This window comes from Dankookia sp. P2, assembly GCF_050632255.1.
In the GTDB taxonomy this organism is placed as follows: Bacteria; Pseudomonadota; Alphaproteobacteria; order Acetobacterales; family Acetobacteraceae; genus Paracraurococcus.
Genome location: NZ_CP192581.1, coordinates 2,687,342 through 2,708,285, shown reverse-complemented (window position 1 = coordinate 2,708,285; position 20,944 = coordinate 2,687,342). Strand labels below are relative to the sequence as shown.

Below are 20,944 nucleotides of genomic sequence, written 5' to 3'. Positions count from 1 at the left end.
CAGCAGGATGTCCCGGCCGAGATCGTCGGTGCCGAGCGGGTGGTCGGCCGAGGGCGCCGCGAAGCGGTTGAACAGGTCCGGCGCGAAGGGGTCGTGCCCCAGCCAGTCCTGCACCCAGGGCGCCGCGACGGCGCCGAGCAGCAGCGTGCCGAGCAGGCCGAGGCCGAGCCAGAGCCGCATCAGCGCGACAGCCTCGGGTCGATCAGCCGCTGCGCGACATCGGCCGCCAGCGTCGCCAGCATGGTCACCAGCGCCGCCAGCAGCAGGGCGAGCAAGGCGAGGTTGTAGTCGTTGCCCATGATGGCGTCGTAGATCAGCTTGCCCATGCCGGGGCGGGCGAAGATGGTCTCCGTCACCAGCGCGCCGGAGACGAGGCCGCCGGCATCCAGCGCCAGCACCGTGACGACCGGGATCGCCGCGTTGGGGAAGGCATGGCGCCAGAGGATGGCGCGCTCAGGCAGGCCCTTCATCCGCGCGGTGCGGATGTAGTCGGCGCCGAGCTTCGCCTGCAGCGCCGCCATGGAATGCCGCGCATAGGCGGCGAGGTTGACGATGGCCAGCGTGGCGACCGGCAGCACCAGGAAGCGCGCCGCTTCCAGCACCCCTGCGGCCTCGGCCGTGCCGCCCGCCGGCAGCCAGCCGAGCTCCACCGCGAACAGGATCACCAGCAGGATGCCGAGCCAGAAGCTCGGCGTCGATTGCGCCAGGATGGCGATGCCGTCCACCGCCGGGGCCGCGCCCCGCCGCGCCGCGCCCCAGGCGCCGAGCAGCAGGCCGAGCCCGGCGGCGAGCAGCAGCGACCAGCCGAGCAGCACGAGGGTGGAGCCGAGCGCCGGCCAGAGCACCTGCGCCGCCGGCACGGCGAACAGCCGCGAATGGCCGAGTTCCCCGTGCAGCACGGCGAGGCCCCAGGCGAGGTAGCGAAGGTGCAGGGGTTGGTCGAGCCCGTGCAGCGCCCGCAGCCGCGCCGCATCGGCGGCGGTGAGCCGCGGGTCCGCCATCAGCGCCAGGTCGACCGGGTCGCCCGGCATCAGCCCCATGGCGAGCCAGGTCGCGGCCGAGACCAGGACGAGGGTGACCGCGATCTGCAGCAGGCGGCCGAGGATGAGGCGGGGCATCGCCGCGATCTTATCGCGAATCCCGGTCGGCGCCGACCGCCAGCCGCGCTAGCCTCCGGGCCAGAGGAAACGAACCCGGCGGTCCGATGACCAGAGCGCCGTCAGGCGCGGCGGTCTGAATCGGCCCGCCCCCAGGAGAGGAGGCGCCCCATGCCGGCCCCCGTCACGCTGCAGGTCAATGGCCGCCAGGCGACCGTCACCGCCGAGCCCGATACCCCGCTCCTGTACATCCTGCGCAACGACCTCGCCTTGAACGGCGCCAAGTTCGGCTGCGGCCTCGGCCAGTGCGGCGCCTGCACGGTGCTGGTCGAGGGCCAGCCGGTGCGGTCCTGCGTGACGGAGCTGTCCGCGGTGGCGGGCCGGGCGGTCACCACGCTGGAAGGCCTCGGCACGCCGGACAACCTCCACAAGCTGCAGCGCGCCTTCATCGCCGAGCAGGCGGCGCAATGCGGCTACTGCATCAACGGCATGATCATGGAGGCCAAGGCGCTGCTCGACCGCAATGCCGAGCCGACCGACCCCGAGATCCGCGAGGCGCTGGCCGACCACCTCTGCCGCTGCGGCACCCACAACCGCATCGTCGCCGCCGTGCAGCGCGCCGTGAAGGAGGGCTGAGGCATGTCCACGACCCTGACCCGCCGCGGCCTCGGCGCCGCCGCCGCCGGCCTGACGCTGCTGTTCAGCCTGTCGCCCGCAGGCGCGGCGACCAAGCTGCCCGGCAGCCTCGAGACCAACCGCCGGCTGGATGCCTGGCTTCGCATCGACCCGGACGGCACGGTCACCGTCTGCACCGGCAAGGTGGAGATCGGCCAGGGCGCCGTCACCGCCCTGATGCAGATCGCTGCCGAGGAGCTGGACGTGGCCCCCGCGCGCATCCGCATGGTCTCCGGCGACACCGCGCTGACGCCGGACGAGGGCTTCACCGCCGGCAGCCAGTCCATGGAATATGGCGGCACCGCGCTGCGCTACGCCGCGGCCGAGGTGCGGGCGATCCTGCTCGGCCTCGCCGCCGAGAAGCTCGGCGTGCCGGCGGCCTCGCTGACGGTGCAGGACGGGGCGATCAGCCGCGCCGGGCGGCGCGGGCACGACCTATTGGGCGGTGGCGCAGGCGAAGATGCTGGCGCGGGAGGCGACGGCGAGCGTCGCGCCGAAGCCGCCCGGCCAGCACCGGATCGTCGGCACCAGCCTGCCGCGGCTCGACATCCCGGCCAAGGTCACCGGCGGCGCCATCTACGTGCAGGACATGCGCCTGCCCGGGATGCTGTTCGGCCGCGTCGCCCGGCCGCCGAGCTACCAGGCGACGCTGGTCTCGGTCGACCTCGACGCGGTGCGGGCGATGCCGGGGGTGGTCGCGGTGGTGCGGGACGGCCGCTTCCTCGGCGTCGTCGCCGAGCGCGAGGAGCAGGCGGTGAAGGCCCGGCTGGCGCTGCGCGACGCGGCGAGGTGGGAGGTGCCGGCGGCGCTGCCCGACCCGGCCCGGCTGCATGAGGACCTGCGGGCGCGGAAGACCGACGACACCGTGGCGTCCGCGAAGACGGGCGATGCGCCGCCCGTCGCGCGCCGGCTGAACGCCAGCTTCACCAAGCGCTACATCGCGCATGCCTCGATCGGGCCTTCGGCCGCGGTGGCGCAGTACGCCGCCGACGGCAGCGGCGTGCATGTCTGGTCGCACACCCAGGGCGTCTTCCCGCTCAAGCGCGACCTGGTGCGGGTGCTGCGGCTGCCGGCCGAGGCGGTGGTGGTGAGCCATGCGCAGAATGCCGGCTGCTACGGCCACAACGGCGCCGACGACGCAGCGCTGGACGCGGCGCTGCTGGCCCGCGCGGTGCCCGGCCGGCCGGTGAAGCTGCAATGGATGCGGGACGACGAGTTCCAGTGGGAGCCCTACAACCCCGCCATGGAGATGGCGCTGTCGGCCGGCCTGTCCGCCGAGGGCCGCATCGTGGAGTGGACGCACGAGGTCTGGAGCAACCACCACAACAACCGGCCGCTGAACCCGAAGGAGGGCTCGAACCTGCTGGCGAGCTGGCACCTGGCCGAGCCGCACCCGCCGGTCTATCCGCGCGCGCTGCCGCAGCCGGCCGGCTCCGGCGACCGCAACGCGGTGCCGCTCTATGACTTCCCGAACCAGAAGGTGGTCTTCCACCTGATCCCGGAGGCGCCGCTGCGGACCTCGGCGCTGCGGACGCTGGGCGCCTACGGCAACGTCTTCGCGGTGGAGTCCTTCATGGACGAGCGCTGGCCGCGGCGGCCGGCGCCGACCCGGTGGCCTTCCGCCTGGCGCATCTGAAGGATGCGCGGGCGCGGGCGGTGATCGAGGCCGCCGTGAAGCTGGCGGCCGAGGATAGGGGCGACCTGCCGCGCGGCCTCGGCTTCGCCAGGTACAAGAACCTCTCGGCCTATGTCTGCTGCATCGCCGAGGTGGCGCTGGACCGGGCGACCGGCGCGGTGCGGGTGCCGCGGGTCTGGTCGGCGGTGGATGCCGGCCAGGTCGTCACCCCTGACGGGCTGCTCAACCAGATCGAGGGCGGGATCATCCAGGCCGTCAGCTGGACGGTGAAGGAGGACCTGCCCTTCGACGCCAAGGGCATCCTGGCGAAGGACTGGAGCCAGTACCCGATCCTGGGCTTTGCCGAGGTGCCGAAGCTGCGGACGGCGGTGCTGAACCGGCCGGACCAGCCGCCGCTCGGCGCGGGGAGGCGAGCCAGGGCCCGGCCGGGGCGGCGGTGGCGAATGCGCTCACGCGCGCGCTCGGCAAGCGGGTGCGGGCGCTGCCCTACACGGCCGAGCGGGTGAAGGCCGCGATGGCCTGAGGGGAGGCCGGGGCGCTGCCCCGGACCCCGCGAAGGGGCGAAGCCCCCTTCAGGTCAGGGCTGGGTCGGCTTCCGCAGCACTGCGTCCGCCAGCAGCGCGACGACGCCGCAGACGATGCCGGCATCGGCGATGTTGAAGACGTACCAGTCCCAGCCCCAGGCATGCGCGCGGATGAAATCCACCACCGCGCCGAAGCGCAGGCGGTCGATGATATTGCCGATGGCGCCGCCGATGACCGCGCCGAGCGCCAGCGCGACCATCCGCGTCTCGGCCTTCATCAGCCAGCGCAGCAGGAAGCCGGCGATGGCGGCGGCGACCAGCGCCAGGATGATGTGGTTCAGCGGCCCCTGGCCCGAGAGCAGGCCGAAGGTGACGCCGTAGTTCCACACCATCGTCAGGTCGAGCCCGAAGGGCCCGGCGCTGACCACCGGGACGTTGCGCAGCGTCGGCAGGTCGAGGCCGTGCAGCACCCACCACTTGCTCGCCTGGTCGGCGGCCAGCAGCACAAGCGCCATGCCGAGGCCGAGGCGGAGCCCGGCGCGGGTGGGCAGCAGGGCGGCGGTCGCGGCGCTCACTGGCGCTCCACCACCGCGTCGCACCGGCGGCAGAGCGTCGGGTGCCGCTTCGACTCGCCGACCTCCTCCAGCACGCGCCAGCAGCGGTCGCATTTGCTGCCAGGGGCGACCTCGGCAATGGCCGAGGCCGTCTCCGCCGCCGTCTCCAGCGTGACGCCGCTGGTGATGCAGACCTCGGCCCAGCCCTCGGCATCCAGCAGCCCGGCATCGGCTTCCGGCAGCGCCAGCCTCGGCGCCGCCTGCAGCGAGGCGCCGATCAGCCCGTCCCGCCGGGCGCCTTCCAGCACGCCGGTGACGACGCCGCGGATCTCCCGCACCCGCGCCCATTTCGCCGCCAGCGCGGTGTCCTTCCAGCCCTCCGGCACGAAGGGGAAATCGGTCAGGTGGATGCTGCCTTCCTCATCCGGGAAGCGGGCCAGCCAGGCCTCCTCCGCGGTGAAGACCAGCACCGGCGCCAGCCAGGCGCAGAGGCACCGGTGCAGCACGTCCAGTACCGTCCGCGCGCTGCGGCGGCGGTGGCTGTCCGGCGCGTCGCAGTAGAGCGCGTCCTTGCGGATGTCGAAGTAGAAGGCCGAGAGGTCGGTGGCGCAGAAATTATGGATCTCCGGCACCACGCCGGCCCAGTCGTAGTCCTCGGCCGCCTGCCGCACCCGCGCATCCAGCTCGGTCAGCCGGTGCAGCACCCAGCGCTCGAGCTCCGGCAGCTCGGGATGGGGGACCGTCTCGCTTTCCTCGAAGCCCGCCAGGTTACCGAGCAGCCAGCGCAGCGGAGTTGCGGATGCGGCGGTAGAGCTCGGCCTGCTGCTTCAGGATCTCCTTGCCGATCCGCAGATCCTCGGCGGTGTCGGAGTTCATCACCCAGAGCCGCAGGATGTCGGCGCCGTATTGCGCCATCACCTCCTGCGGTGCCGTGACGTTGCCGAGCGACTTCGACATCTTGCGGCCCTGCTCGTCGAGCACGAAGCCATGCGTCAGGATCGCCTTGAAGGGCGCGACGCCGTTGGTCCCGACGCTCTCGAGCAGCGAGGAATGGAACCAGCCGCGATGCTGGTCCGAGCCCTCGAGGTAGAGGTCGGCCGGGAAGGGCAGGCCGTGGTCGGGCAGCACGAAGGCATGCGTGGAGCCGGACTCGAACCAGACATCGACGATGTCCATCACCTGCTCGTAGCCCGCCGGGTCGCGCCCTCGCCCAGGAAGCGCGCGGCGGCGCCGGGCTGGTACCAGGCGTCCGCCCCCTCCACCCGGAAGGCCTCGACGATGCGCTCCATCACCGTGGGGTCGCGCAGCGGCTGCCCGGTCGCCTTGTCCACGAAGACGGCGATCGGCACGCCCCAGGCGCGCTGCCGGCTGATGCACCAGTCCGGCCGCGTCGCCACCATGCCGCCGATGCGGTTGCGGCCCATGTCCGGGACGAAATGCGTCGCGTCGATCGCCGCCAGCGCCTTGGCCCGGATCTGGTTGGCGTCGTCCATGGCGATGAACCACCGCGGCGTCGCCCGGAAGATCACCGGCTTCTTCGACCGCCAGCTATGCGGGTAGCTGTGCGTCAGCCTGGCCTTGGCCACCAGCGTGCCGGCCTTCTCGCAGGCGGCGTAGATCGCGTCATGCGCCTTGAAGACGTGCAGCCCCTCGAAGCCCGGCGCCTGCCGGGTGAAGGTGCCGTCATCGGCCACCGTCTCCGGCACCGGCAGGCCGAATTGCCGGCCGAGATTGAAGTCGTCCTCGCCATGGCTCGGCGCGATGTGGACGAAGCCGGTGCCGGCCTCGGTCGTGACGAAGTCGCCGGGCAGCAGGGGGACGTCGAAGTCGTAGCCGGCGCCGCGCAGCGGATGCGCGGCGATGGCACCGGCCAACTCGGCGCCCTTCAGCACGCGCTTCACGGTGTGGGCGCCGAGCTTCGCGTCCTTCTCGGATCGCAGGCAGCAGCGGCAGGGCGACGATCAGCGTCTCCCCGACCTGCAGGTGGCTGCCCTCGGCCACGCCCTCGACATGCACCAGCGCGTAGTCGATCTCCGCGCCATAGGCGACGGCGCGGTTGGCCGGGATGGTCCAGGGCGTCGTCGTCCAGATCACCACCGAGGCGCCGACCAGGTCCGCCGCGGCGGCGCCCTGCACGCGGAACCGCGCCCACAAGGTGGGCGAGACATGGTCATGGTACTCGATCTCGGCTTCCGCCAGCGCGGTCTTCTCGACCGGGCTCCACATCACCGGCCGCAGGCCGCGATAGAGCGAGCCGTTCATCAGGAACTTGCCGATCTCGCGGACGATCGCCGCCTCGCTCGGCAGGTCCATCGTCGCGTAGCGCTGCTCCCAGTCGCCCAGCACGCCGAGCCGCTTGAACTCCTCCCGCTGCACGCCCAGCCAATGCGCGGCATAGGCGCGGCACTCCGCCCGGAATTCCAGCACCGGGACGTCGTCCTTCCGGCGGCCGCCCTGGTACTTGCCCTTGGGGTCGCGGTACTCCTCCTCGATCTTCCACTCGATCGGCAGGCCGTGGCAGTCCCAGCCCGGCACGTAGTCCGCGTCCTTGCCGCTCATCTGGGCGGCGCGGTTGATGACGTCCTTCAGGATCTTGTTCAGCGCGTGGCCGATATGCAGCGGGCCGTTCGCGTAAGGGGGGCCGTCGTGCAGCACGAAGGTCTCGCGGCCCTTCGACTGCTCCCGCAGCCGGGCGCGCAGGCCGAGCCTTTCCCAGCGCTCCAGCCATTGCGGCTCGCGCTTCGGCAGGTCGCCGCGCATGGGGAAGGGGTCTCGGGCAGGAAGACGGTGCCGCGATAGTCGCGGGCGGGGGCTTCGGCGGGTTGGTCGGTCATGGTCTGGTTCCTGGCCGCGCCCTGGCGCGGCGGCGGAGCGATGAAAGCGCGCGGTCGGGTGCCCGGCCCTCAGCCGAGGACCGGGCCAATAATCAGGCCGACCATGCGGCCGGGGCCGCGGCGATGCATCCAGCGCTGCATGGCCGGGTTATGCGGAGCGGAACGGGGCCGGGTCAAGCGTCCGCCGCGGGGATCAGCGGCGCAGCGCCGACCGGCAGTCCCGCAGCGCGCCGGCCGGGCCGGCGGGCACCAGCGCCTCGGCCAGCGCGGCGCAGAGCAGCCCGGCCCGCAGCGGCCACCGCCTCGGCCGCCGGCGGCGGCGGGCCAGGCAGGAAGCGCGGCGCCTCGCCCAGCGCGACGGCGGCGGCGAGCGGCGGCGCGACGGGATCGGCGATCGCCAGCAGGGCCAGGTCGCCCGCCTCGCCGAGGCCGACCGCCACCAGCAGCCCGGCGCCGAGCTCGGCGCGCAGCGCCAGCAGCGCGGCGCGCAGCGCGGCCGGCTGGTCGGCCGCATCCAGGGCGGGGTAGGGGGACAGCGCCGGCACCGCTGCCCAGGCGGCGATGGTGTCGAGCTCGACCACCGCGGCCTCGGCCGCCAGCAGGGCGCGCAGGATGCGGTGGCCGAGCGCCGCCGACCCGACCCCGCCGGGCGGGGCGGGCACCACGACCACCGCCGCATCGCCCGCCTGCCAGCCGGCCGGCTGGTGCAGCAGGACGGGAAGGCGGCATCCGCCCCGGGCGGCTGCAGCCAGAGCGGCTCCTGCCAGACCGGCTCCTCCGCCCGCGCGGGCAGGGAGGCGAGCAGCAGCCCGGACAGCAGGGCGAGCCAGGGCGGAACGGGCAAAGCGGTGATCCCGGGCGGTCGTAACCAATACGACTACGCAGGGAAAAAGTCCCTGGAACCAATTCTGCTGCGACACTCACGCCCCGGTGATGACTCCGGCATGCGCTGCCGCACAGCCGGAAGGGGGTCGTTGGCGCCGGTTTCGCTGGACCTCGGCCTGGCTCAGGTGATAGGAAAATTAGCCTTGGTCTTTGAAAGCCGCATCCGTTCCAGCCAGGTCCCGGCGGCCACCCCGGCCACCGCTCGGGCTTTGTCCGAAACCAGCATGGCTCGGGTCTTGAGATCCTGAATTCCTAAAACCCCGGGGCCCGAGGGGCGGCGCCCCCGCCCGCGTCACCCCAGCGCCGCCCGCGCATCCGCCGCATCCTGCGCGATGGCGACCTTCAGCGCCTCGAGCTCGTCGAACTTCGCGTCGGGGCGCAGGAATTTCACCAGCCGCACGCCGATCTCCCGGCCGTAGATGTCGCCCGACCAGTCGAAGATGTAGGTCTCCAGCCGGGTCTCCGGATCGCCGCCGAGGGTCGGCCGGCGGCCCACATTGGCCACCCCTTGGCCTCGGTCCCGTCCGGCAGGGTGACGGTCACGGCATAGACCCCGCGCGCCGGCTCCAGGTGCCGGCCGAGCCACATGTTTGCGGTCGGCCAGCCCAGCACCCGGCCGAGCTTGTCGCCATGCACAACCTCGCCGCGGATCTCCCAGGGGCGGCCGAGCATCGCCGTGGCGCGCTCGGGGTAGCCGTCCTGCAGCGCCCGGCGGATGCGGGTCGAGGAGATCGGCCCCTGCGCATCGACCAGCGGGGGGACGATGGTGGTGCCGATCCCGGCGGCCTCGGCGAGGCGCGCGATGGTCGAGGCATCGCCGCCGCGGCGGTGGCCGAAGGCGAAGTCCTGGCCGCAGGACAGGTGCACGGCGCCGAGCCCGTCCTGCAGCACGTCGCGGAAGAAGGCCTCGGCCGGCATCGCCGCCAGCGCCGCATCGAAGCGCAGCGCATAGACCACCGCGGCGCCGGCCGCGCCCAGCGCCGCCGCCTTGGCGGGCAGCAGGGTCAGCCGGAAGGGCGGGTCCTCCGGCCGGAAATGCTCGCGCGGATGCGGCTCGAAGGTCAGGGCCGCCAGCTTGGCGCCGGGCCGGGCGGCATGCGCCGCCGCCAGCACCGCCTGGTGGCCGCGATGCACGCCGTCCATGTTGCCGAGCGCGATGCTGGCGCCGCGCAGCGCCTCCGGCACCTCCCGCCAGTCGGTGAGGATCCTTGGCGGCGCCGCTTCAGGCCTCCGGGCTTCTGCCCGCCGGTCATCGGGGCCGTTGGCCGGCGTCATTCCGCCGCCTGCTGCTGCTGGGCCAGGCGCATCGCCCGGCTGGGGACGGAGACCAGCGCCTCGCCCTCCAGCACCGGCGTGCCGCGCACGGCGCAGACGGTGCGCAGCGTGGCGCGGTGCTTCTCCGGGTGCAGCGCCATGACCTCGACCGTCGCGGTCACCGTCTCCCCGATCCGGACGGGGGCACGGGATTTCAGGCTCTGCGACATGTAGATCGTCCCCGGCCCGGGCAGCTGGGTGCCGAGCACCTTGGTGATCAGCCCGGCCGCCAGCATGCCATGGGCGATGCGCTCGCCGAAGACCGTGGACTTCGCGTAGTCGGCGTTCAGGTGCATCGGGTTGGTGTCGCCGGTGACCGCGGCGAAGAGCACGATGTCGGCCTCGGTGATCGTCTTGCCGAAGCTGGCGGTGAGGCCGACCGAGAGATCCTCGAAACACAGGCCGTCGGACATGGGTGACCCTGACTGATGCGCCCGCCGGTCTAGCCCCCGCCCCGGGAAGCGACAAGGATGGCGCCGACCCGCACGAAGGATCCCAGCATGCCCGCGACCGAGATCGGCTCCTCCGACCGCCTGCTCGCCGAGCTCCGCCAATGGGTGGAGCACGAGACCCCGACGCCGGACGGGGCCGCGGTGAACGGGTTGATGGACCGGGCCGAGGCCGCGCTGCGGGCGGTGGGCGCGGCGATCGAGCGGTTGCCGGGCAGCCGGGGCTTCGGCGACACGCTGGTCGCGCGGACGCCGGGGGAAGGCGCGCCGGTGGTCGTCGCCGGGCACCTCGACACGGTCTGGGACCACGGCACCCTGGCGAAGTCCATGCCCTTCCGGGTCGAGGGCGAGCGCGCCCATGGCCCCGGCATCTACGACATGAAGGCCGGCAGCTTCTTCGCCTTCCACAGCGTGCGGGAGATCCTGCGCCAGGGGACCAAGACGCGGCGCCCGATCACCCTGCTGCTGACCCCGGACGAGGAGGTCGGCAGCCCGACCTCCCGCGCGCCGATCGAGGCGGCGGCGCGCGGGGCGCGTGCGGTGCTGATCCCCGAGCCCGCCGGCGGCCCGCAGGGTGCCTGCGTGACCGGCCGCAAGGGCACCGGCGGCTTCACCCTGACCATCGAGGGCCGCAGCGCGCATGCCGGCGGCAGTTGGTCGGAGGGGCGGAGCGCGGTGGTGGCGCTCTCCCGCGCCATCCTGGCGGTGCATGCGCTGACCGACCTCGGCCGCGGCGTCACCACGAATGTCGCGCCCGTCTGGGGCGGCACCCGGCCCAACGTGATCCCGCCCGAGGCCGGCTGCCGGATCGACTTCCGCGCCCCTTCCCTGGCCGAGGCGGAGCGGGTGATCGCCGCCATCCGGGCGCTCGGCGTCGAGGAGGACGGCATCCGCATCACCCTGGAAGGCGGGCTGAACCGCCCGCCGCTCGAGGAGACGGAAGCGGGCCTGGCGCTGTTCGAGGCGGCGCGGGCGATCGCCGCGCGCATCGGCTACGACCTGCCGAAGCAGCACCGCGGCGGCGGCTCGGACGGCAATTTCACTGCCGCCATGGGAATCCCCACGCTGGACGGCCTCGGCTGCACCGGCGCCGGGGCGCATGCGCCGGAAGAGCACATCCGCTGGGCCGACCTGGCGCCGCGCTGCGCCGTGCTGTGCGAGTTGCTGGAGACGATCGACTGAGCGTGGTGGACCGCCGCCGCGCCGGCTCAGAAGAAGTTGGCGCGGTCGTCGGCCAGCAGCAGCGGATAGGCCCGGGTCGGGCGGTCGCCGCCATCCAGCCGGTCGGCCAGCCCATCGAGCCAGCCGGCGAACCAGGCGCGACCGTAATTGCCGCTGCCCGGCAGCGGGTTCTCCATCACCGAGGCGCCAGCCTGGAAGGCGGCGCGGCCGGCGGCGTAGAGATCGTCGGTGACGCGGCGGTTCTCGGGATCGACTGAGAGCGGCATGGCGGGTGTCCGGCGGTGGTGTGCGCCAGCATAGCGCATCGCGCCGCTTCCGCCCTCCCGGTCGGGCGGCCGCCCTCAACACGGGACGCCGGGGCGACGCCGCGTTCCCTTCCGGAGGCAAGGCGCTGTAGCCTCCCGCGCCGGAGGTGACGCATGCCGCAGGCTTTGATCATCGGCGCGGGGGATGGGCTTTCCGCCTCGCTCGCCAGGCTGCTGGCGCGGGAGGGCTACGGCGTGGCGCTCGCCGCGCGGAACCCTGCCAAGCTGGCGGCGCTGGCGGCTGAATGCGGCGCCACGACCCATGCCTGCGACGTGGCGGAGGCCGATCAGGTCGCCGCGCTCTTCGCCGCGGCGGGGGAGGCGGAGGTGGTGGTCTACAATCCCAGTTACCGCACCCGCGGCCCGATCGCCGAATTGGACCCGGCCGAGGTGCAGAGAAGCCTGCAGGTCTGCGCCTTCGGCGCCTTCCTGGCAGTGCGGGAGGCGGCGCGGCGGATGCTATCCCGGGGCTCCGGCACCATCCTGCTGACCGGGGCCAGCGCCGGGGTGAAGGGCTATGCGCAGAGCGCCCCCTTCGCCATGGGCAAATCTTGCCCTGCGCGGCCTGGCGCAATCTGCGGCACGCGAGCTGCACCCGAAGGGCGTGCATGTGGCGCATGTCGTCGTCGATGGCGGCATCCGCAGCGCCCGGAGGCCTGAGCCGCAGCAGGGCGGGGATACGCTGCTGGACCCGGACGCGATCGCCGAGAGCTACCTGCACCTGATCCGCCAGCCGCGCAGCGCCTGGAGCTGGGAGATCGAGCTGCGGCCCTGGGTGGAGAAATTCTGAGCCGCGGCCAGGGGAGCGAAGCACCTTTCCGCTAATGCAAAAGTATCAACGGTTGAATGTTATCGATTTGTTGACGATATTCTGGTGAAACTGGCCGGGAACAAGGACATTGTGACCGCGTGGGCGTCCTCTGAAACGAGTTCTGCCTTGCTGCGTTACCCTCTCACTTGTATGTGTGTCAGCGAAGATCACAATTACCGGAGCCGCTCTATGCGTGCTGCCCAGCCGCCGACCGAAGCCGAACCCGAGACCACCGACCAGTCGGCCCTGCGGCTGATGCTGTCCTATGTCGAGGCCGAGTGCCTCCGCATGGGTGCGACTGATGCGGCGCGCCATGCGGCGCTGGCGGCGTCGTTGATGCCCGACTCCTCGCCCCGGGAAGCGGTGGCCCCGCCGCCCGCCACCCGCCGGCCGCGCGGCGCCCGGCTGCACTGAAGGCCGGCGCGGGGTCTGGTCCGGGTTCCGCCAGGGCGGGCCGTAGCGGGCGCCAGAGGCGCGCCGCCTCAGCGCCGCCGCAGCAGGAAGAGCGCCTGTTCGCCGAACAGGTTGGCCAGCCGCGGCGACCGCCGCCAGGGTGCCTTCAGCCCCTGCTCGTCCACCGCCAGCCAGCGCTCGACCACATAGTCCTCGAGCGCGCAGAGGTCGAAGAAGTCCCTGATGGTGCAGGGATGGATGTTCGGGGTCTCGTACCATTCGCGGTGCCAGGTCTCGGTCACCGGCATCTTCCCCGTGCTGACCAGCTGCCAGCGCAGCAGCCAATGGCCGAAATTCGGGAAGGAGACGATGGCATGCCGGCCGATGCGCAGCATCTGCCGCAGCACCTCTCGCGGCCGCTCCACCGCCTGCAGGGTGCGGGACAGGATCACGTAGTCGAAGGCGCCGTCCGGGTAGAAGGCCAGGTCGTGGTCGGCGTCGCCCTGGATCACCGCCAGCCCCGCCGCCACCGCCTGGGTCGCCTGGGCCATGTCGATCTCGATGCCGCGCGCATCGGCGCCCTTCTCGGCGGACAGGTGCGCCAGCAGCGCGCCGTCGCCGCAGCCGATGTCGAGCACCGTCTGGCCGTGCGGCACCATCTCCGCGATCAGCCGGAGGTCGAGCCGCATGTTCTTGGCGACGTAGCGGACGGGGTGGTGGGTGTCGGGCATGGCAATGGGCCTGGGGTAGCGGCGAGGACCGGGTGCAGCAAGCGAGGCGGTGGTCAGGCCTGATCCAGGGCCTGTTCGAGCAAGGCGGGCGTCACCCGCGCGCCCATGGTCCGGGCCGCCTGCAGCGGCGTCATCCCCTTGGCATCGGCGCGGCGCGGGTCGGCGCCGCGGGCCAGCAGCAGCTCCACCACCGGGGCCCGGTCGAACAGCGCCGCGGTCAGCAGGGCGGTCCGGCCGTCCGGCCCGGCGCCGTCCAATGCCGCGCCATGCTCCAGCAGCAGCGCCACCATCCGCGCATCGCCCTGGTAGGCGGCGCCGACGACCGGCAGTTGCCCCTTGGCGTTCGCCAGGCCGGGATCGGCGCCGCGCTCCAGCAGGAGCTTCGCCGTGGCCTGCCGTCCGGCATAGGCGGCGACCATCAGCAGGCTGTCGCCGCGGGCATTCTGCGCGTTGGGCGGCAGGCCCGCATCCAGCCGGGCGCGCAGGCTGTCCGCCTCGCCCTCCCGCGCCAGGTCGAAGGCCGGGTCCTCCATCCTCAGACCCCGAGGCGGTCGGCGCAGCCGGCGAGGAAGCCGCCGAGGGCGCGGTGGAAGTCGGGTTCCTCGAGCAGGAAGGCGTCGTGGCCCTTGTCTGAGGCGATCTCGACGAAGCTTACATTGGCCGCCGCGGCGTTCAGCGCGCGCACGATGGCCCGGCTCTCGGCGGTGGGGAACAGCCAGTCGGAGGAGAAGGACGCGACGAAGAACCGGGTCCGCGTGCCGCGGAAGGCCGCGGCGAGGTCGCCGTTGTGCTCCGTGGCCAGGTCGAAATAGTCCATCGCCCGGGTGATGGTTAGGTAGGAATTCGCATCGAAGCGGCGGACGAAGGTGCTGCCCTGGTGCCGCAGGTAGCTCTCCACCTCGAACACGTCCTCGAGGAAGGTCAGCGCCGAGGCCCCACGCAGCCGGCGGCCGAATTTCCGGGTCAACGCCTGTTCCGACAGGTAGGTGATGTGGGCGACCATGCGGGCGACCGAGAGGCCCTGGGCCGGGACCCGGCCATCCTCCCAGTACCGACCGCCCTTCCAGTCGGGGTCGGACTGGATGGCGGCGCGGCCGACCTCGTCGAAGGCGATGTTCTGCGCGGAATGGTAGGCCGCGGTGGCAATCGGCGCCGCGGCATAGACCGCGTCCGGGAAGGTCGCCGCCCATTCCAGCACCTGCATCCCGCCCATCGAGCCGCCGACCACGGCCAGCAGCCGGGCGATGCCGAGGTGGGCGACCAGCCGTTGCTGGGCGCGCACCATGTCGCGGATGGTGATGTTGGGGAAATCCGTCCCCCAGGGCCGGCCGAGGCCGCGCCCGGCGGCGTCCGTCATCTCCTCCCGCGGGCCGGTGCTGCCCATGCACCCGCCCAGCACGTTGGCGCAGATCAGGAAGTAGCGGTCGGTATCCAGCGGCTTGCCGGGGCCGATGATGGTCTCCCACCAGCCGGGCTTGCCGGTCAGCGGCTGGGTCTCGGCCACGTACTGGTCCCCGGTCAGAGCGTGGCAGACCAGCACGGCATTGCTGCGCGCGGCGTTCAGCGTGCCGTAGGTGCGGTAGGCCACCGCCAGCGGCGCGATCGTCATCCCGCAATCCAGCGCCAGCCCGTCGGTGAAGACGGCGCGCTGGTGGTCCACCTGCGGGAAGGGGGCGACGGGGGCTGACATGGCGGGCGGGTTCCTCGGGCGCCCTGCATAGAGCAGATCGAGCCCCGCCGGAACCGCGCCCGGCCAGCGCGCGGCGCCGTGATCCGCTTGGCGGCCGGCGCCGCCGCGTCTAAAGCAGGGCGGAAAGAACCCTGGGCCCATGACCTCAGCCGCCGACACCGCGTCCCCGCCCGCCCCGCCATCCGCCGAGGCCGCCCTCGCTGCGCTGCGGGGCGAGATCGATCGCCTCGACGACCAGCTGCACGACCTGGTGATGCGCCGGGCCGAGGTCGTCGCCTCGCTCGCCGCCAGCCGGGTCAAGGGCGGCGCCAGCCCGCTGCGCCCGGGGCGGGAGGCGATGATCCTGCGCCGGCTGCTGCGCCGCCACCACGGCGACCTGCCGCCCGGCGCCATGGTGCGGCTTTGGCGGGAGATCCTCGCCTCGAGCAGCGCCATGCAGGGCGGCTTCGGCGTCGCCGTCTATACCCGGGACTCCAACCAGCCGCGGCTGGCACGGGAGCATTTCGGCAGCCTGACCCCGGTCCGCAGCATGCCGACCGCGGCGCGGGCGCTTGCCGCCGTCGGGTCCGGGGAGGCCCAGGTGGCGGTGCTGCCGCTGCCGGAGGAGGGCGAGCCGCTCGACCAGGCCTGGTGGCTGGGGCTGGATGCGCCGCGGCTGCAGGTGATGGCACGGCTGCCCTTCTGGGCGCCGAATGCCGAGAACCTGCCGGAAGCCTTCGCCGTCGCCCCCGGCGCGCCGGACCCGAGCGGCGCCGACCGGTCCCTGCTGCGGCTGGAAGCGGCGGCCGACCGTGGCCGCACCCAATTGCTGGGGGCGCTGGCCGCCGCCGGCCTGACGCCCCGTACCCTGCTGACCCGCCGCGAAGGCGGGGTGGTGCGGGCGCTCGCGGAGGTGGACGGCGTGGTCGCCGAGGGCGACCCGCGGCTCGCCGCGCTGCCCTTCGACCGCGCTTTGCCGCTCGGCTTCTACGCCGTGCCGGAGAGAGGAGACCAAGGCTGATGCCTGCCCTGATGCCGCGCCCCTCCATCCTGACGATCGAGCCCTATGTCGGCGGCGAATCGAAGATCCCGGGCGTCAACCGGATCGTGAAGCTGTCCTCGAACGAGGGCGCCTTCGGCGTGCCGCCCGGGGTGCAGGCCGCCTATGCGAAGCTGGCAACCGAGCTGCACCGCTATCCCGATGGCGGCGCGAAGGCGCTGCGCGAGGCGATCGGCGCCCGCTTCGGGCTCGACCCGGCGAAGATCGTCTGCGGCAACGGCTCGGACGAGCTGATCGGCGCGCTGATCCTGTCCTATGGCGGGGAGGGCACCGAGCTGGTGATGAGCGCGCATGGCTTCGTCATGTACGACATCGCCGGGCGCTATGCCGGCTGCCAGGTGATCAAGGTCCCCGAGAGGAACCTGACCGCCGATGTGGACGCCATGCTGGCCGCGGTCGGGCCGCGCACAAGGCTGATGTTCCTGGCCAACCCGAACAACCCCACGGGGTCGATCCTGCCTTCCAGCGAGGTCAACCGGCTGCGCGCCGGGCTGCGCGAGGACGTGCTGCTGGTGCTGGATCTCGGCCTATGCCGAATATGTCACCCGGCCGGACTACGACCCGGGCACCGCGCTGGTCGAGGCCGGGACCAACACGGTGATGACGCGAACCTTCAGCAAGGTCTTCGGCCTCGGCGGCGTGCGGCTCGGCTGGGCCTATGCGCCGCCGCATGTCACCGACATCCTCAACCGCGTGCGCGGGCCGTTCAACGTGAACGCCCCGGCCATGGTCGCCGGCATCGCCGCCCTGGCCGAGCCGGGTTGGGTCGAGACATCGGTCGCGCACAACGACGCGTGGCGCGCCAAGGTGAGCGACGGGCTGCGCGCCATGGGCATCACCGTGCACCCGAGCGAGGGCAACTTCATCCTGGCCGATTTCGGCACGGCAGAGAAAGCCAAGGCGGCGGATGCGGCGCTGAAGGCGCGCGGGCTGATCGTGCGGGCCATGGGCGCCTATAGCCTGCCGCAATGCCTCCGCATCACCATCGGCAATGCCGAGGAATGCAGCATGGTGCTCGACGCGCTGGGCGCCTTCATGCACGGCCGGGATGGCTGAATTCCTGTTCGAGCGGCTCTGCCTGATCGGCGTCGGGCTGATCGGCAGCTCGATCGCGCGGGCGGCGAAGGCGAAGGGCGGCATCGCCCGGACCATCGTCGCCCATACCCGCCGGCCGGAGACCCTGGCGCGGGTGCGCGAGCTCGGCTTCGCCGACGTGGTCGAGGAGGATGCGGGCCGGGCGGTGGAGGGCGCGGATTGCGTCATCCTCTGCGTCCCCGTCGGCGCCTATGCCGGCGTCATGCGGCAGATCGCGCCGCACCTGGCGCCGGGCTGCATCCTGAGCGATGCGGGATCGACCAAGGGCAGCGTCATCCGCGACCTGAGGCCGCTTGTGCCGCCCGGCGTCCAGCTGGTTCCGGCGCATCCCATGGCGGGCACCGAGCACAGCGGCCCGGATGCCGGCTTCGCCGCGCTGTTCGAGAACCGCTACGTCATCATCACCCCGGTCCCGGGCGGCGATGCCGCCGCGGCCGAGCGGATCGCCGAGCTGTGGCGCCGCCTCGGCTCGATGGTCGAGCGGATGGATGCGGAGACGCATGACAAGGTGGTGGCGATCGTGTCGCACCTGCCGCACCTGATCGCCTTCACCATCTGCGGCACGGCGGACGACCTGGCGGAGGAGACGCGCGAGGCGGTGCTGCGCTTCGCCGCCTCCGGCTTCCGCGACTTCACCCGCATCGCCTCGAGCGACGTCGACATGTGGCGCGACATCTTCCTGAACAACCGCGACGCGCTGCTGGAGATGCTGGCGCGCTTCACCGAGGACAGCCACGCCCTGGCGCGCGCCGTGCGCTACGGCCAGGCGGACTTCATCGAGGACCGGATCCGGCGCGGGCGGCGGATCCGGCGGGGCCTGATCGAGCGGAAGCAGGCCTAGCCCGCGATCGTCCTGAGCGGAAACGCTCAGGGCGTGAAGCGCCGGCCCGACAACCGAGGACCGGGCCTGGCCCGCCGGCTCAGCCCCTGGCCGGGCCGGGCCGCAGGCTGCGCGCGACGAGGTCGGCGATATCCTGTCGCCGGTAGGGCTTCTGGATGATCTGCGCGTGGTCCTTGATGTCGGCGGGCAGGTCGACCGAGGCGCCGTAGCCGGTGGCGAAGCCGAAGGGCACGCCGAGGCGGCGCAGCTCCTCCGCCACCGGCAGGCTCGTGCTGTCGCCGAGGTTGACGTCCAGCAGGGCGAAGCTCAGCGCGCCGTCGAGCCGGTCCAGCATCGCCTTCGCCGCGGCGACACTGCCCGTCACCTCGACCCGCTCGAAGCCCAGCTCGCGCAGGATGTCCTCGGCGTCCAGCGCCAGCAGGGTGCTGTCCTCCAGCACCAGGGCGGTGCCGGAGGGACGGACCGGCGTGCTGGCCGAGGCCGCCTGGCGGCTCGTGGCGGTCGGCGCGAACCGGCCCGCGCCGAGCCGGACGAAGCGGGCCGGGACGCTGAAGTCCGCCTGCACCCCGCCCGTCTCGTAGCGCAGCGTGGCACTGCCCTGCAGCTCGAAGGGAACCGAGCGCTCGATCACGGTGGAGCCGAAGCCGCGGCGGTTCGGCACGCGGACCCGCGGCCCGCCGCTCTCGCACCAGGTCAGGTGCAGCGATCCGTCCTCCCGCACCGCCCAGCGCACCTCGACGCGGCCGGTCCCGTCCGACAGCGCGCCGTACTTCGCCGCATTCGTCGCCAGCTCGTGCACCGCCAGGGCCAGCACCGTCAGCGCCTGCGGCTCCAGCTGCACGTCCGGGCCGACAACGCTGGTCCGCTGCCGCTGCGCGTCGCCGAGATAGGCCTCGAATTCGCCCTCGATCATGCCGCGCAGCTGGACCGGGCCCCAGCTCTCGACGGTGAGCTGGTCATGCGCGCGCGCCAAAGACTGGATGCGGCCGTTCAGGACCTCGACGAAGCTCTCCAGCGAGCCGGCGGATTCCCGGCTGCGGGAGACCAGGGCGCGGATGAGGGAAAGCGTGTTGCGGACGCGGTGGTTCAGCTCGGCGATCAGCAGCTCCTGCCGCTCATGCGCCGCGCGGCTCTGGTCGGCGGCGAAGCCGGCCAGGCGCAGCACGACCTCGAGCAGGGTGATGCGCAGCGATTCCGCCATGCGCAGCTCCGGCTCGGTCCATGGCGCCGAATGGCCGCGGATCTCCTCCCGCCAGGCCGCGAAGGACTGGCGCGGATGCAGCAGGCCGGTGCCCGGCTCGACCGGCTTGGTCGGGTCGCCGGCCCAGGTCACGCTGCGCACCAGCTCGCGGCGGAAGAAGATGAGGTAGTCGCGCGGCAGCCGGGAGATCGGCACCACCAGCATGCCCGAGGCGGCCGCGGCATGGGCGGCGGCCGGCGGATGCAGCCGCGCGATGTTGTCGGCCGCCAGGACATGCGAGGTGTCCATCTGGTTCAGGGCCGCGACGAGCCCCGCCATCTGCTCCCGGTCCGGCACCTGGCCGGAGACCTCGGTCTCCCCGCCGAAGCAGATCGCCACGCCGTCGCAGGGCACCACGGCGCGCAGCTCGGCCGCGACATGGGCGAAGCCGGACAGCATGTCCCCGCCCGAGGAGATGGCGGCCAGCACCCGATCATGCACCGCGCGCGCATCCGCCTCGTAGCGCGCCACCTCGGCGCGCTCCAGCGTCTCGACCTGCAGCGAGAAGAGCTGGCCGAAGAGCTCGGCGGTGCTGCGGCGCTGGAAGCCCGGCACGATCGGCGTCGCGTTGTGGCAGGCGAGCAGGCCCCAGAGCTCCGTCCCCCGCATGACCGAGACGGAGAGCGAGGCGCCGACGCCCATGTTGCGCAGGTATTCGAGGTGGATCGGCGAGACGCTGCGCAGCACGGAATCCGAGAGGTCGAGCGGCGCCCCGCCCTGTAGGGCGACCAGCGGCGCCGGACTGGCGTTCACGTCTGCGATCAGGCGCAGCCAGTTGCGGCAATAGAGTGCGCGCGCCTGCCGCGGGATGTCGGAGGCCGGGTAGTGCAGGCCGCGATAGGGTTCCAGGTGGCCGGCCATGGACTCGCCCACGACCTCGCCGGCCCCGTCGTGGTGGAAGCGGTAGACCATCACCCGGTCGAAGCCGAGCACCGCGCGCAGCTGCCGCGCCGCCTGGTCGTAGAAGGCGCCCATGTCCCGCGTGCGGAGCAGCCGCGCCATCATGCCCTTGACGGTGGAGACGGGGTCGAAGCCGGGATCGGCCGAGCTCGGCTCCGCCTCGATCACCGTCAGCCGGTCGAGCCCGGGCTGGATGTGCACGGCGACGTCGTAGTGGCCACGTCCCTTCACCAGCTCGAGGCCGAAGATGCGCTCGGTCTGCCCATGGCCGTGCAGCACCTGCAGCCGGCCACGGATGTCGTGCAGCGCCTGGCGCTCCAGCACCTCGTGCAGCGGGCGGCCCAGCACCTCGGCCGGTGGCATGCCGAGATGCGCCGCGGCGTTGTCGGAGACGTAGCGGATGATGCCGTCCGTCGTCGCGGCGAGCAGGACACCGAATGGCTGTACCGTGCCGAGCAGGTGGATCGGCTCGCGGTCGCAACTCGTCAGGTCGAGGCCGTCGGCGATCGGCTCAGGCGGGGAAGATGGCATCGCGCGAGGTGATTCCGGCAAGAGGGTCTTGAGTGGAGGAGCAGCCGAGGTGGTGAGCCGTCACCCGCTCCCTCCTGCCCTCCGTACCAGGGGAGGGACGCCGCTGCCTGGTCAGGAGGTGGCCTCAGCCTTGGCCATGCGACGCAGGATAGCCAACGTTTCGTACCGGGCGAGGCAATCCAGCATAGCCGCCCCTTCCGGCAGCCGAAAGCATAAGT

General features: G+C 72.6%; 19 protein-coding genes and 3 pseudogenes. 11 read left to right on the top strand and 11 right to left on the bottom strand.

Annotated features, from left to right (window positions below):
• Nucleotides 1–179: 179 nt before the first annotated feature.
• Nucleotides 180–1,118 carry an ABC transporter permease gene (locus tag ACQ86J_RS16045; RefSeq protein WP_431271884.1) on the bottom strand — a complete coding sequence of 313 codons (939 nt, stop codon included), beginning with the start codon at nucleotides 1,116–1,118 and terminating at the stop codon, nucleotides 180–182.
• Between the two features lie 150 nt (nucleotides 1,119–1,268).
• On the opposite strand from ACQ86J_RS16045, the gene ACQ86J_RS16040 reads away from it, so the two are divergent.
• Genes ACQ86J_RS16040 through ACQ86J_RS16025 form a run of 4 tightly spaced genes read left to right on the top strand, consistent with a single transcriptional unit; the run spans nucleotide 1,269 to nucleotide 3,914 of the window.
• The gene (locus tag ACQ86J_RS16040; protein ID WP_431271883.1) at nucleotides 1,269–1,733 is read left to right on the top strand and encodes a (2Fe-2S)-binding protein; all 465 of its coding nucleotides are present in this window, start codon (nucleotides 1,269–1,271) and stop codon (nucleotides 1,731–1,733) included.
• Between the two features lie 3 nt (nucleotides 1,734–1,736).
• Nucleotides 1,737–2,606 carry a molybdopterin cofactor-binding domain-containing protein gene (locus ACQ86J_RS16035; protein ID WP_431271882.1) on the top strand — a complete coding sequence of 290 codons (870 nt, stop codon included), beginning with the start codon at nucleotides 1,737–1,739 and terminating at the stop codon, nucleotides 2,604–2,606.
• A complete protein-coding gene (locus tag ACQ86J_RS16030) occupies nucleotides 2,527–3,408 on the top strand; it encodes a molybdopterin cofactor-binding domain-containing protein (protein WP_431272425.1) in 882 nt (293 codons plus the stop codon). Before ACQ86J_RS16035 ends, ACQ86J_RS16030 begins: the two co-directional genes overlap by 80 nt.
• Nucleotides 3,384–3,914 (top strand): molybdopterin cofactor-binding domain-containing protein, encoded by a 531-nt coding sequence (locus ACQ86J_RS16025; protein ID WP_431271881.1) that lies wholly within the window; start codon nucleotides 3,384–3,386, stop codon nucleotides 3,912–3,914. The genes ACQ86J_RS16030 and ACQ86J_RS16025 overlap by 25 nt, the downstream gene beginning before the upstream one ends.
• Nucleotides 3,915–3,985: 71 nt before the next feature.
• Here ACQ86J_RS16025 and lspA read toward each other — a convergent pair whose 3' ends face one another.
• From lspA to ACQ86J_RS16000, 5 genes and pseudogenes are all read right to left on the bottom strand, one after another.
• Nucleotides 3,986–4,447: a signal peptidase II gene (gene lspA, locus ACQ86J_RS16020; RefSeq protein WP_431272424.1), complete on the bottom strand. Its 462-nt coding sequence runs from the start codon at nucleotides 4,445–4,447 to the stop codon at nucleotides 3,986–3,988.
• A 56-nt stretch (nucleotides 4,448–4,503) separates the two neighbouring features.
• A pseudogene (gene ileS, locus ACQ86J_RS16015) lies at nucleotides 4,504–7,320 on the bottom strand (isoleucine--tRNA ligase).
• A 173-nt stretch (nucleotides 7,321–7,493) separates the two neighbouring features.
• Nucleotides 7,494–7,991 carry a hypothetical protein gene (locus ACQ86J_RS16010; RefSeq protein ID WP_431271880.1) on the bottom strand — a complete coding sequence of 166 codons (498 nt, stop codon included), beginning with the start codon at nucleotides 7,989–7,991 and terminating at the stop codon, nucleotides 7,494–7,496.
• A 506-nt stretch (nucleotides 7,992–8,497) separates the two neighbouring features.
• Nucleotides 8,498–9,411, bottom strand: a pseudogene (locus ACQ86J_RS16005) (bifunctional riboflavin kinase/FAD synthetase).
• Nucleotides 9,412–9,476: 65 nt separating this feature from the next.
• Nucleotides 9,477–9,932, bottom strand: a complete 456-nt coding sequence (locus ACQ86J_RS16000) for a MaoC family dehydratase (protein WP_431271879.1) — start codon at nucleotides 9,930–9,932, stop codon at nucleotides 9,477–9,479.
• Nucleotides 9,933–10,019: 87 nt separating this feature from the next.
• On the opposite strand from ACQ86J_RS16000, the gene ACQ86J_RS15995 reads away from it, so the two are divergent.
• Nucleotides 10,020–11,150, top strand: coding sequence for a M20 family metallopeptidase (locus ACQ86J_RS15995; RefSeq protein ID WP_431271878.1), 1,131 nt, complete (start codon nucleotides 10,020–10,022; stop codon nucleotides 11,148–11,150).
• A gap of 26 nt (nucleotides 11,151–11,176) precedes the next feature.
• Here ACQ86J_RS15995 and ACQ86J_RS15990 read toward each other — a convergent pair whose 3' ends face one another.
• Nucleotides 11,177–11,416, bottom strand: coding sequence for a hypothetical protein (locus tag ACQ86J_RS15990; RefSeq protein ID WP_431271877.1), 240 nt, complete (start codon nucleotides 11,414–11,416; stop codon nucleotides 11,177–11,179).
• Between the two features lie 153 nt (nucleotides 11,417–11,569).
• Here ACQ86J_RS15990 and ACQ86J_RS15985 point away from each other — a divergent pair, with 153 nt between their 5' ends.
• From ACQ86J_RS15985 to ACQ86J_RS15975, 3 genes are all read left to right on the top strand, one after another.
• Entirely contained in the window at nucleotides 11,570–12,115 is a 546-nt protein-coding gene (locus ACQ86J_RS15985) for an SDR family NAD(P)-dependent oxidoreductase (RefSeq protein ID WP_431271876.1), read from the top strand.
• Nucleotides 12,066–12,245 carry a hypothetical protein gene (locus ACQ86J_RS15980; RefSeq protein WP_431271875.1) on the top strand — a complete coding sequence of 60 codons (180 nt, stop codon included), beginning with the start codon at nucleotides 12,066–12,068 and terminating at the stop codon, nucleotides 12,243–12,245. Before ACQ86J_RS15985 ends, ACQ86J_RS15980 begins: the two co-directional genes overlap by 50 nt.
• A 210-nt stretch (nucleotides 12,246–12,455) precedes the next feature.
• Nucleotides 12,456–12,680, top strand: a complete 225-nt coding sequence (locus ACQ86J_RS15975; protein WP_431271874.1) for a hypothetical protein — start codon at nucleotides 12,456–12,458, stop codon at nucleotides 12,678–12,680.
• Nucleotides 12,681–12,748: 68 nt separating this feature from the next.
• On the opposite strand, the gene metW is transcribed toward ACQ86J_RS15975, so the two are convergent.
• The 3 genes from metW to metX form a co-directional block, all read right to left on the bottom strand.
• Entirely contained in the window at nucleotides 12,749–13,348 is a 600-nt protein-coding gene (gene metW, locus ACQ86J_RS15970; RefSeq protein ID WP_431272423.1) for a methionine biosynthesis protein MetW, read from the bottom strand.
• Nucleotides 13,349–13,443: 95 nt separating this feature from the next.
• Nucleotides 13,444–13,923 (bottom strand): ankyrin repeat domain-containing protein, encoded by a 480-nt coding sequence (locus ACQ86J_RS15965; RefSeq protein ID WP_431271873.1) that lies wholly within the window; start codon nucleotides 13,921–13,923, stop codon nucleotides 13,444–13,446.
• Nucleotides 13,924–13,925: 2 nt separating this feature from the next.
• On the bottom strand, nucleotides 13,926–15,080 hold the full coding sequence (metX, locus tag ACQ86J_RS15960) for a homoserine O-acetyltransferase MetX (RefSeq protein WP_431271872.1): 1,155 nt from the start codon (nucleotides 15,078–15,080) through the stop codon (nucleotides 13,926–13,928).
• Between the two features lie 139 nt (nucleotides 15,081–15,219).
• On the opposite strand from metX, the gene ACQ86J_RS15955 reads away from it, so the two are divergent.
• The 3 genes and pseudogenes from ACQ86J_RS15955 to ACQ86J_RS15945 all read left to right on the top strand — a co-directional run bounded on the left by ACQ86J_RS15955 (nucleotide 15,220) and on the right by ACQ86J_RS15945 (nucleotide 18,055).
• Entirely contained in the window at nucleotides 15,220–16,080 is an 861-nt protein-coding gene (locus tag ACQ86J_RS15955; protein ID WP_431271871.1) for a chorismate mutase, read from the top strand.
• Nucleotides 16,080–17,175 (top strand): annotated as a pseudogene (hisC, locus tag ACQ86J_RS15950) (histidinol-phosphate transaminase). Before ACQ86J_RS15955 ends, hisC begins: the two are co-directional and overlap by 1 nt.
• Nucleotides 17,168–18,055: a prephenate/arogenate dehydrogenase family protein gene (locus ACQ86J_RS15945; RefSeq protein WP_431271870.1), complete on the top strand. Its 888-nt coding sequence runs from the start codon at nucleotides 17,168–17,170 to the stop codon at nucleotides 18,053–18,055. Before hisC ends, ACQ86J_RS15945 begins: the two are co-directional and overlap by 8 nt.
• 79 nt (nucleotides 18,056–18,134) lie before the next feature.
• On the opposite strand, the gene ACQ86J_RS15940 is transcribed toward ACQ86J_RS15945, so the two are convergent.
• Entirely contained in the window at nucleotides 18,135–20,726 is a 2,592-nt protein-coding gene (locus ACQ86J_RS15940) for an HWE histidine kinase domain-containing protein (RefSeq protein ID WP_431271869.1), read from the bottom strand.
• Nucleotides 20,727–20,944 lie beyond the last annotated feature (218 nt).

Excerpts from the sequence above, each read along its gene's own strand:
- ACQ86J_RS16045 (WP_431271884.1), bottom strand. The coding sequence starts at position 1,118 with ATGCCCCGCCTCATCCTCGGCCGCCTGCTGCAGATCGCGGTCACCCTC.
- ACQ86J_RS16040 (WP_431271883.1), top strand. The coding sequence starts at position 1,269 with ATGCCGGCCCCCGTCACGCTGCAGGTCAATGGCCGCCAGGCGACCGTC.
- ACQ86J_RS16035 (WP_431271882.1), top strand. The coding sequence starts at position 1,737 with ATGTCCACGACCCTGACCCGCCGCGGCCTCGGCGCCGCCGCCGCCGGC.
- lspA (WP_431272424.1), bottom strand. The coding sequence starts at position 4,447 with ATGGCGCTTGTGCTGCTGGCCGCCGACCAGGCGAGCAAGTGGTGGGTG.
- ACQ86J_RS16000 (WP_431271879.1), bottom strand. The coding sequence starts at position 9,932 with ATGTCCGACGGCCTGTGTTTCGAGGATCTCTCGGTCGGCCTCACCGCC.
- ACQ86J_RS15995 (WP_431271878.1), top strand. The coding sequence starts at position 10,020 with ATGCCCGCGACCGAGATCGGCTCCTCCGACCGCCTGCTCGCCGAGCTC.
- ACQ86J_RS15990 (WP_431271877.1), bottom strand. The coding sequence starts at position 11,416 with ATGCCGCTCTCAGTCGATCCCGAGAACCGCCGCGTCACCGACGATCTC.
- ACQ86J_RS15985 (WP_431271876.1), top strand. The coding sequence starts at position 11,570 with ATGCCGCAGGCTTTGATCATCGGCGCGGGGGATGGGCTTTCCGCCTCG.
- ACQ86J_RS15975 (WP_431271874.1), top strand. The coding sequence starts at position 12,456 with ATGCGTGCTGCCCAGCCGCCGACCGAAGCCGAACCCGAGACCACCGAC.
- metW (WP_431272423.1), bottom strand. The coding sequence starts at position 13,348 with ATGCGGCTCGACCTCCGGCTGATCGCGGAGATGGTGCCGCACGGCCAG.
- ACQ86J_RS15965 (WP_431271873.1), bottom strand. The coding sequence starts at position 13,923 with ATGGAGGACCCGGCCTTCGACCTGGCGCGGGAGGGCGAGGCGGACAGC.
- metX (WP_431271872.1), bottom strand. The coding sequence starts at position 15,080 with ATGTCAGCCCCCGTCGCCCCCTTCCCGCAGGTGGACCACCAGCGCGCC.
- ACQ86J_RS15955 (WP_431271871.1), top strand. The coding sequence starts at position 15,220 with ATGACCTCAGCCGCCGACACCGCGTCCCCGCCCGCCCCGCCATCCGCC.
- ACQ86J_RS15945 (WP_431271870.1), top strand. The coding sequence starts at position 17,168 with ATGGCTGAATTCCTGTTCGAGCGGCTCTGCCTGATCGGCGTCGGGCTG.
- ACQ86J_RS15940 (WP_431271869.1), bottom strand. The coding sequence starts at position 20,726 with ATGCCATCTTCCCCGCCTGAGCCGATCGCCGACGGCCTCGACCTGACG.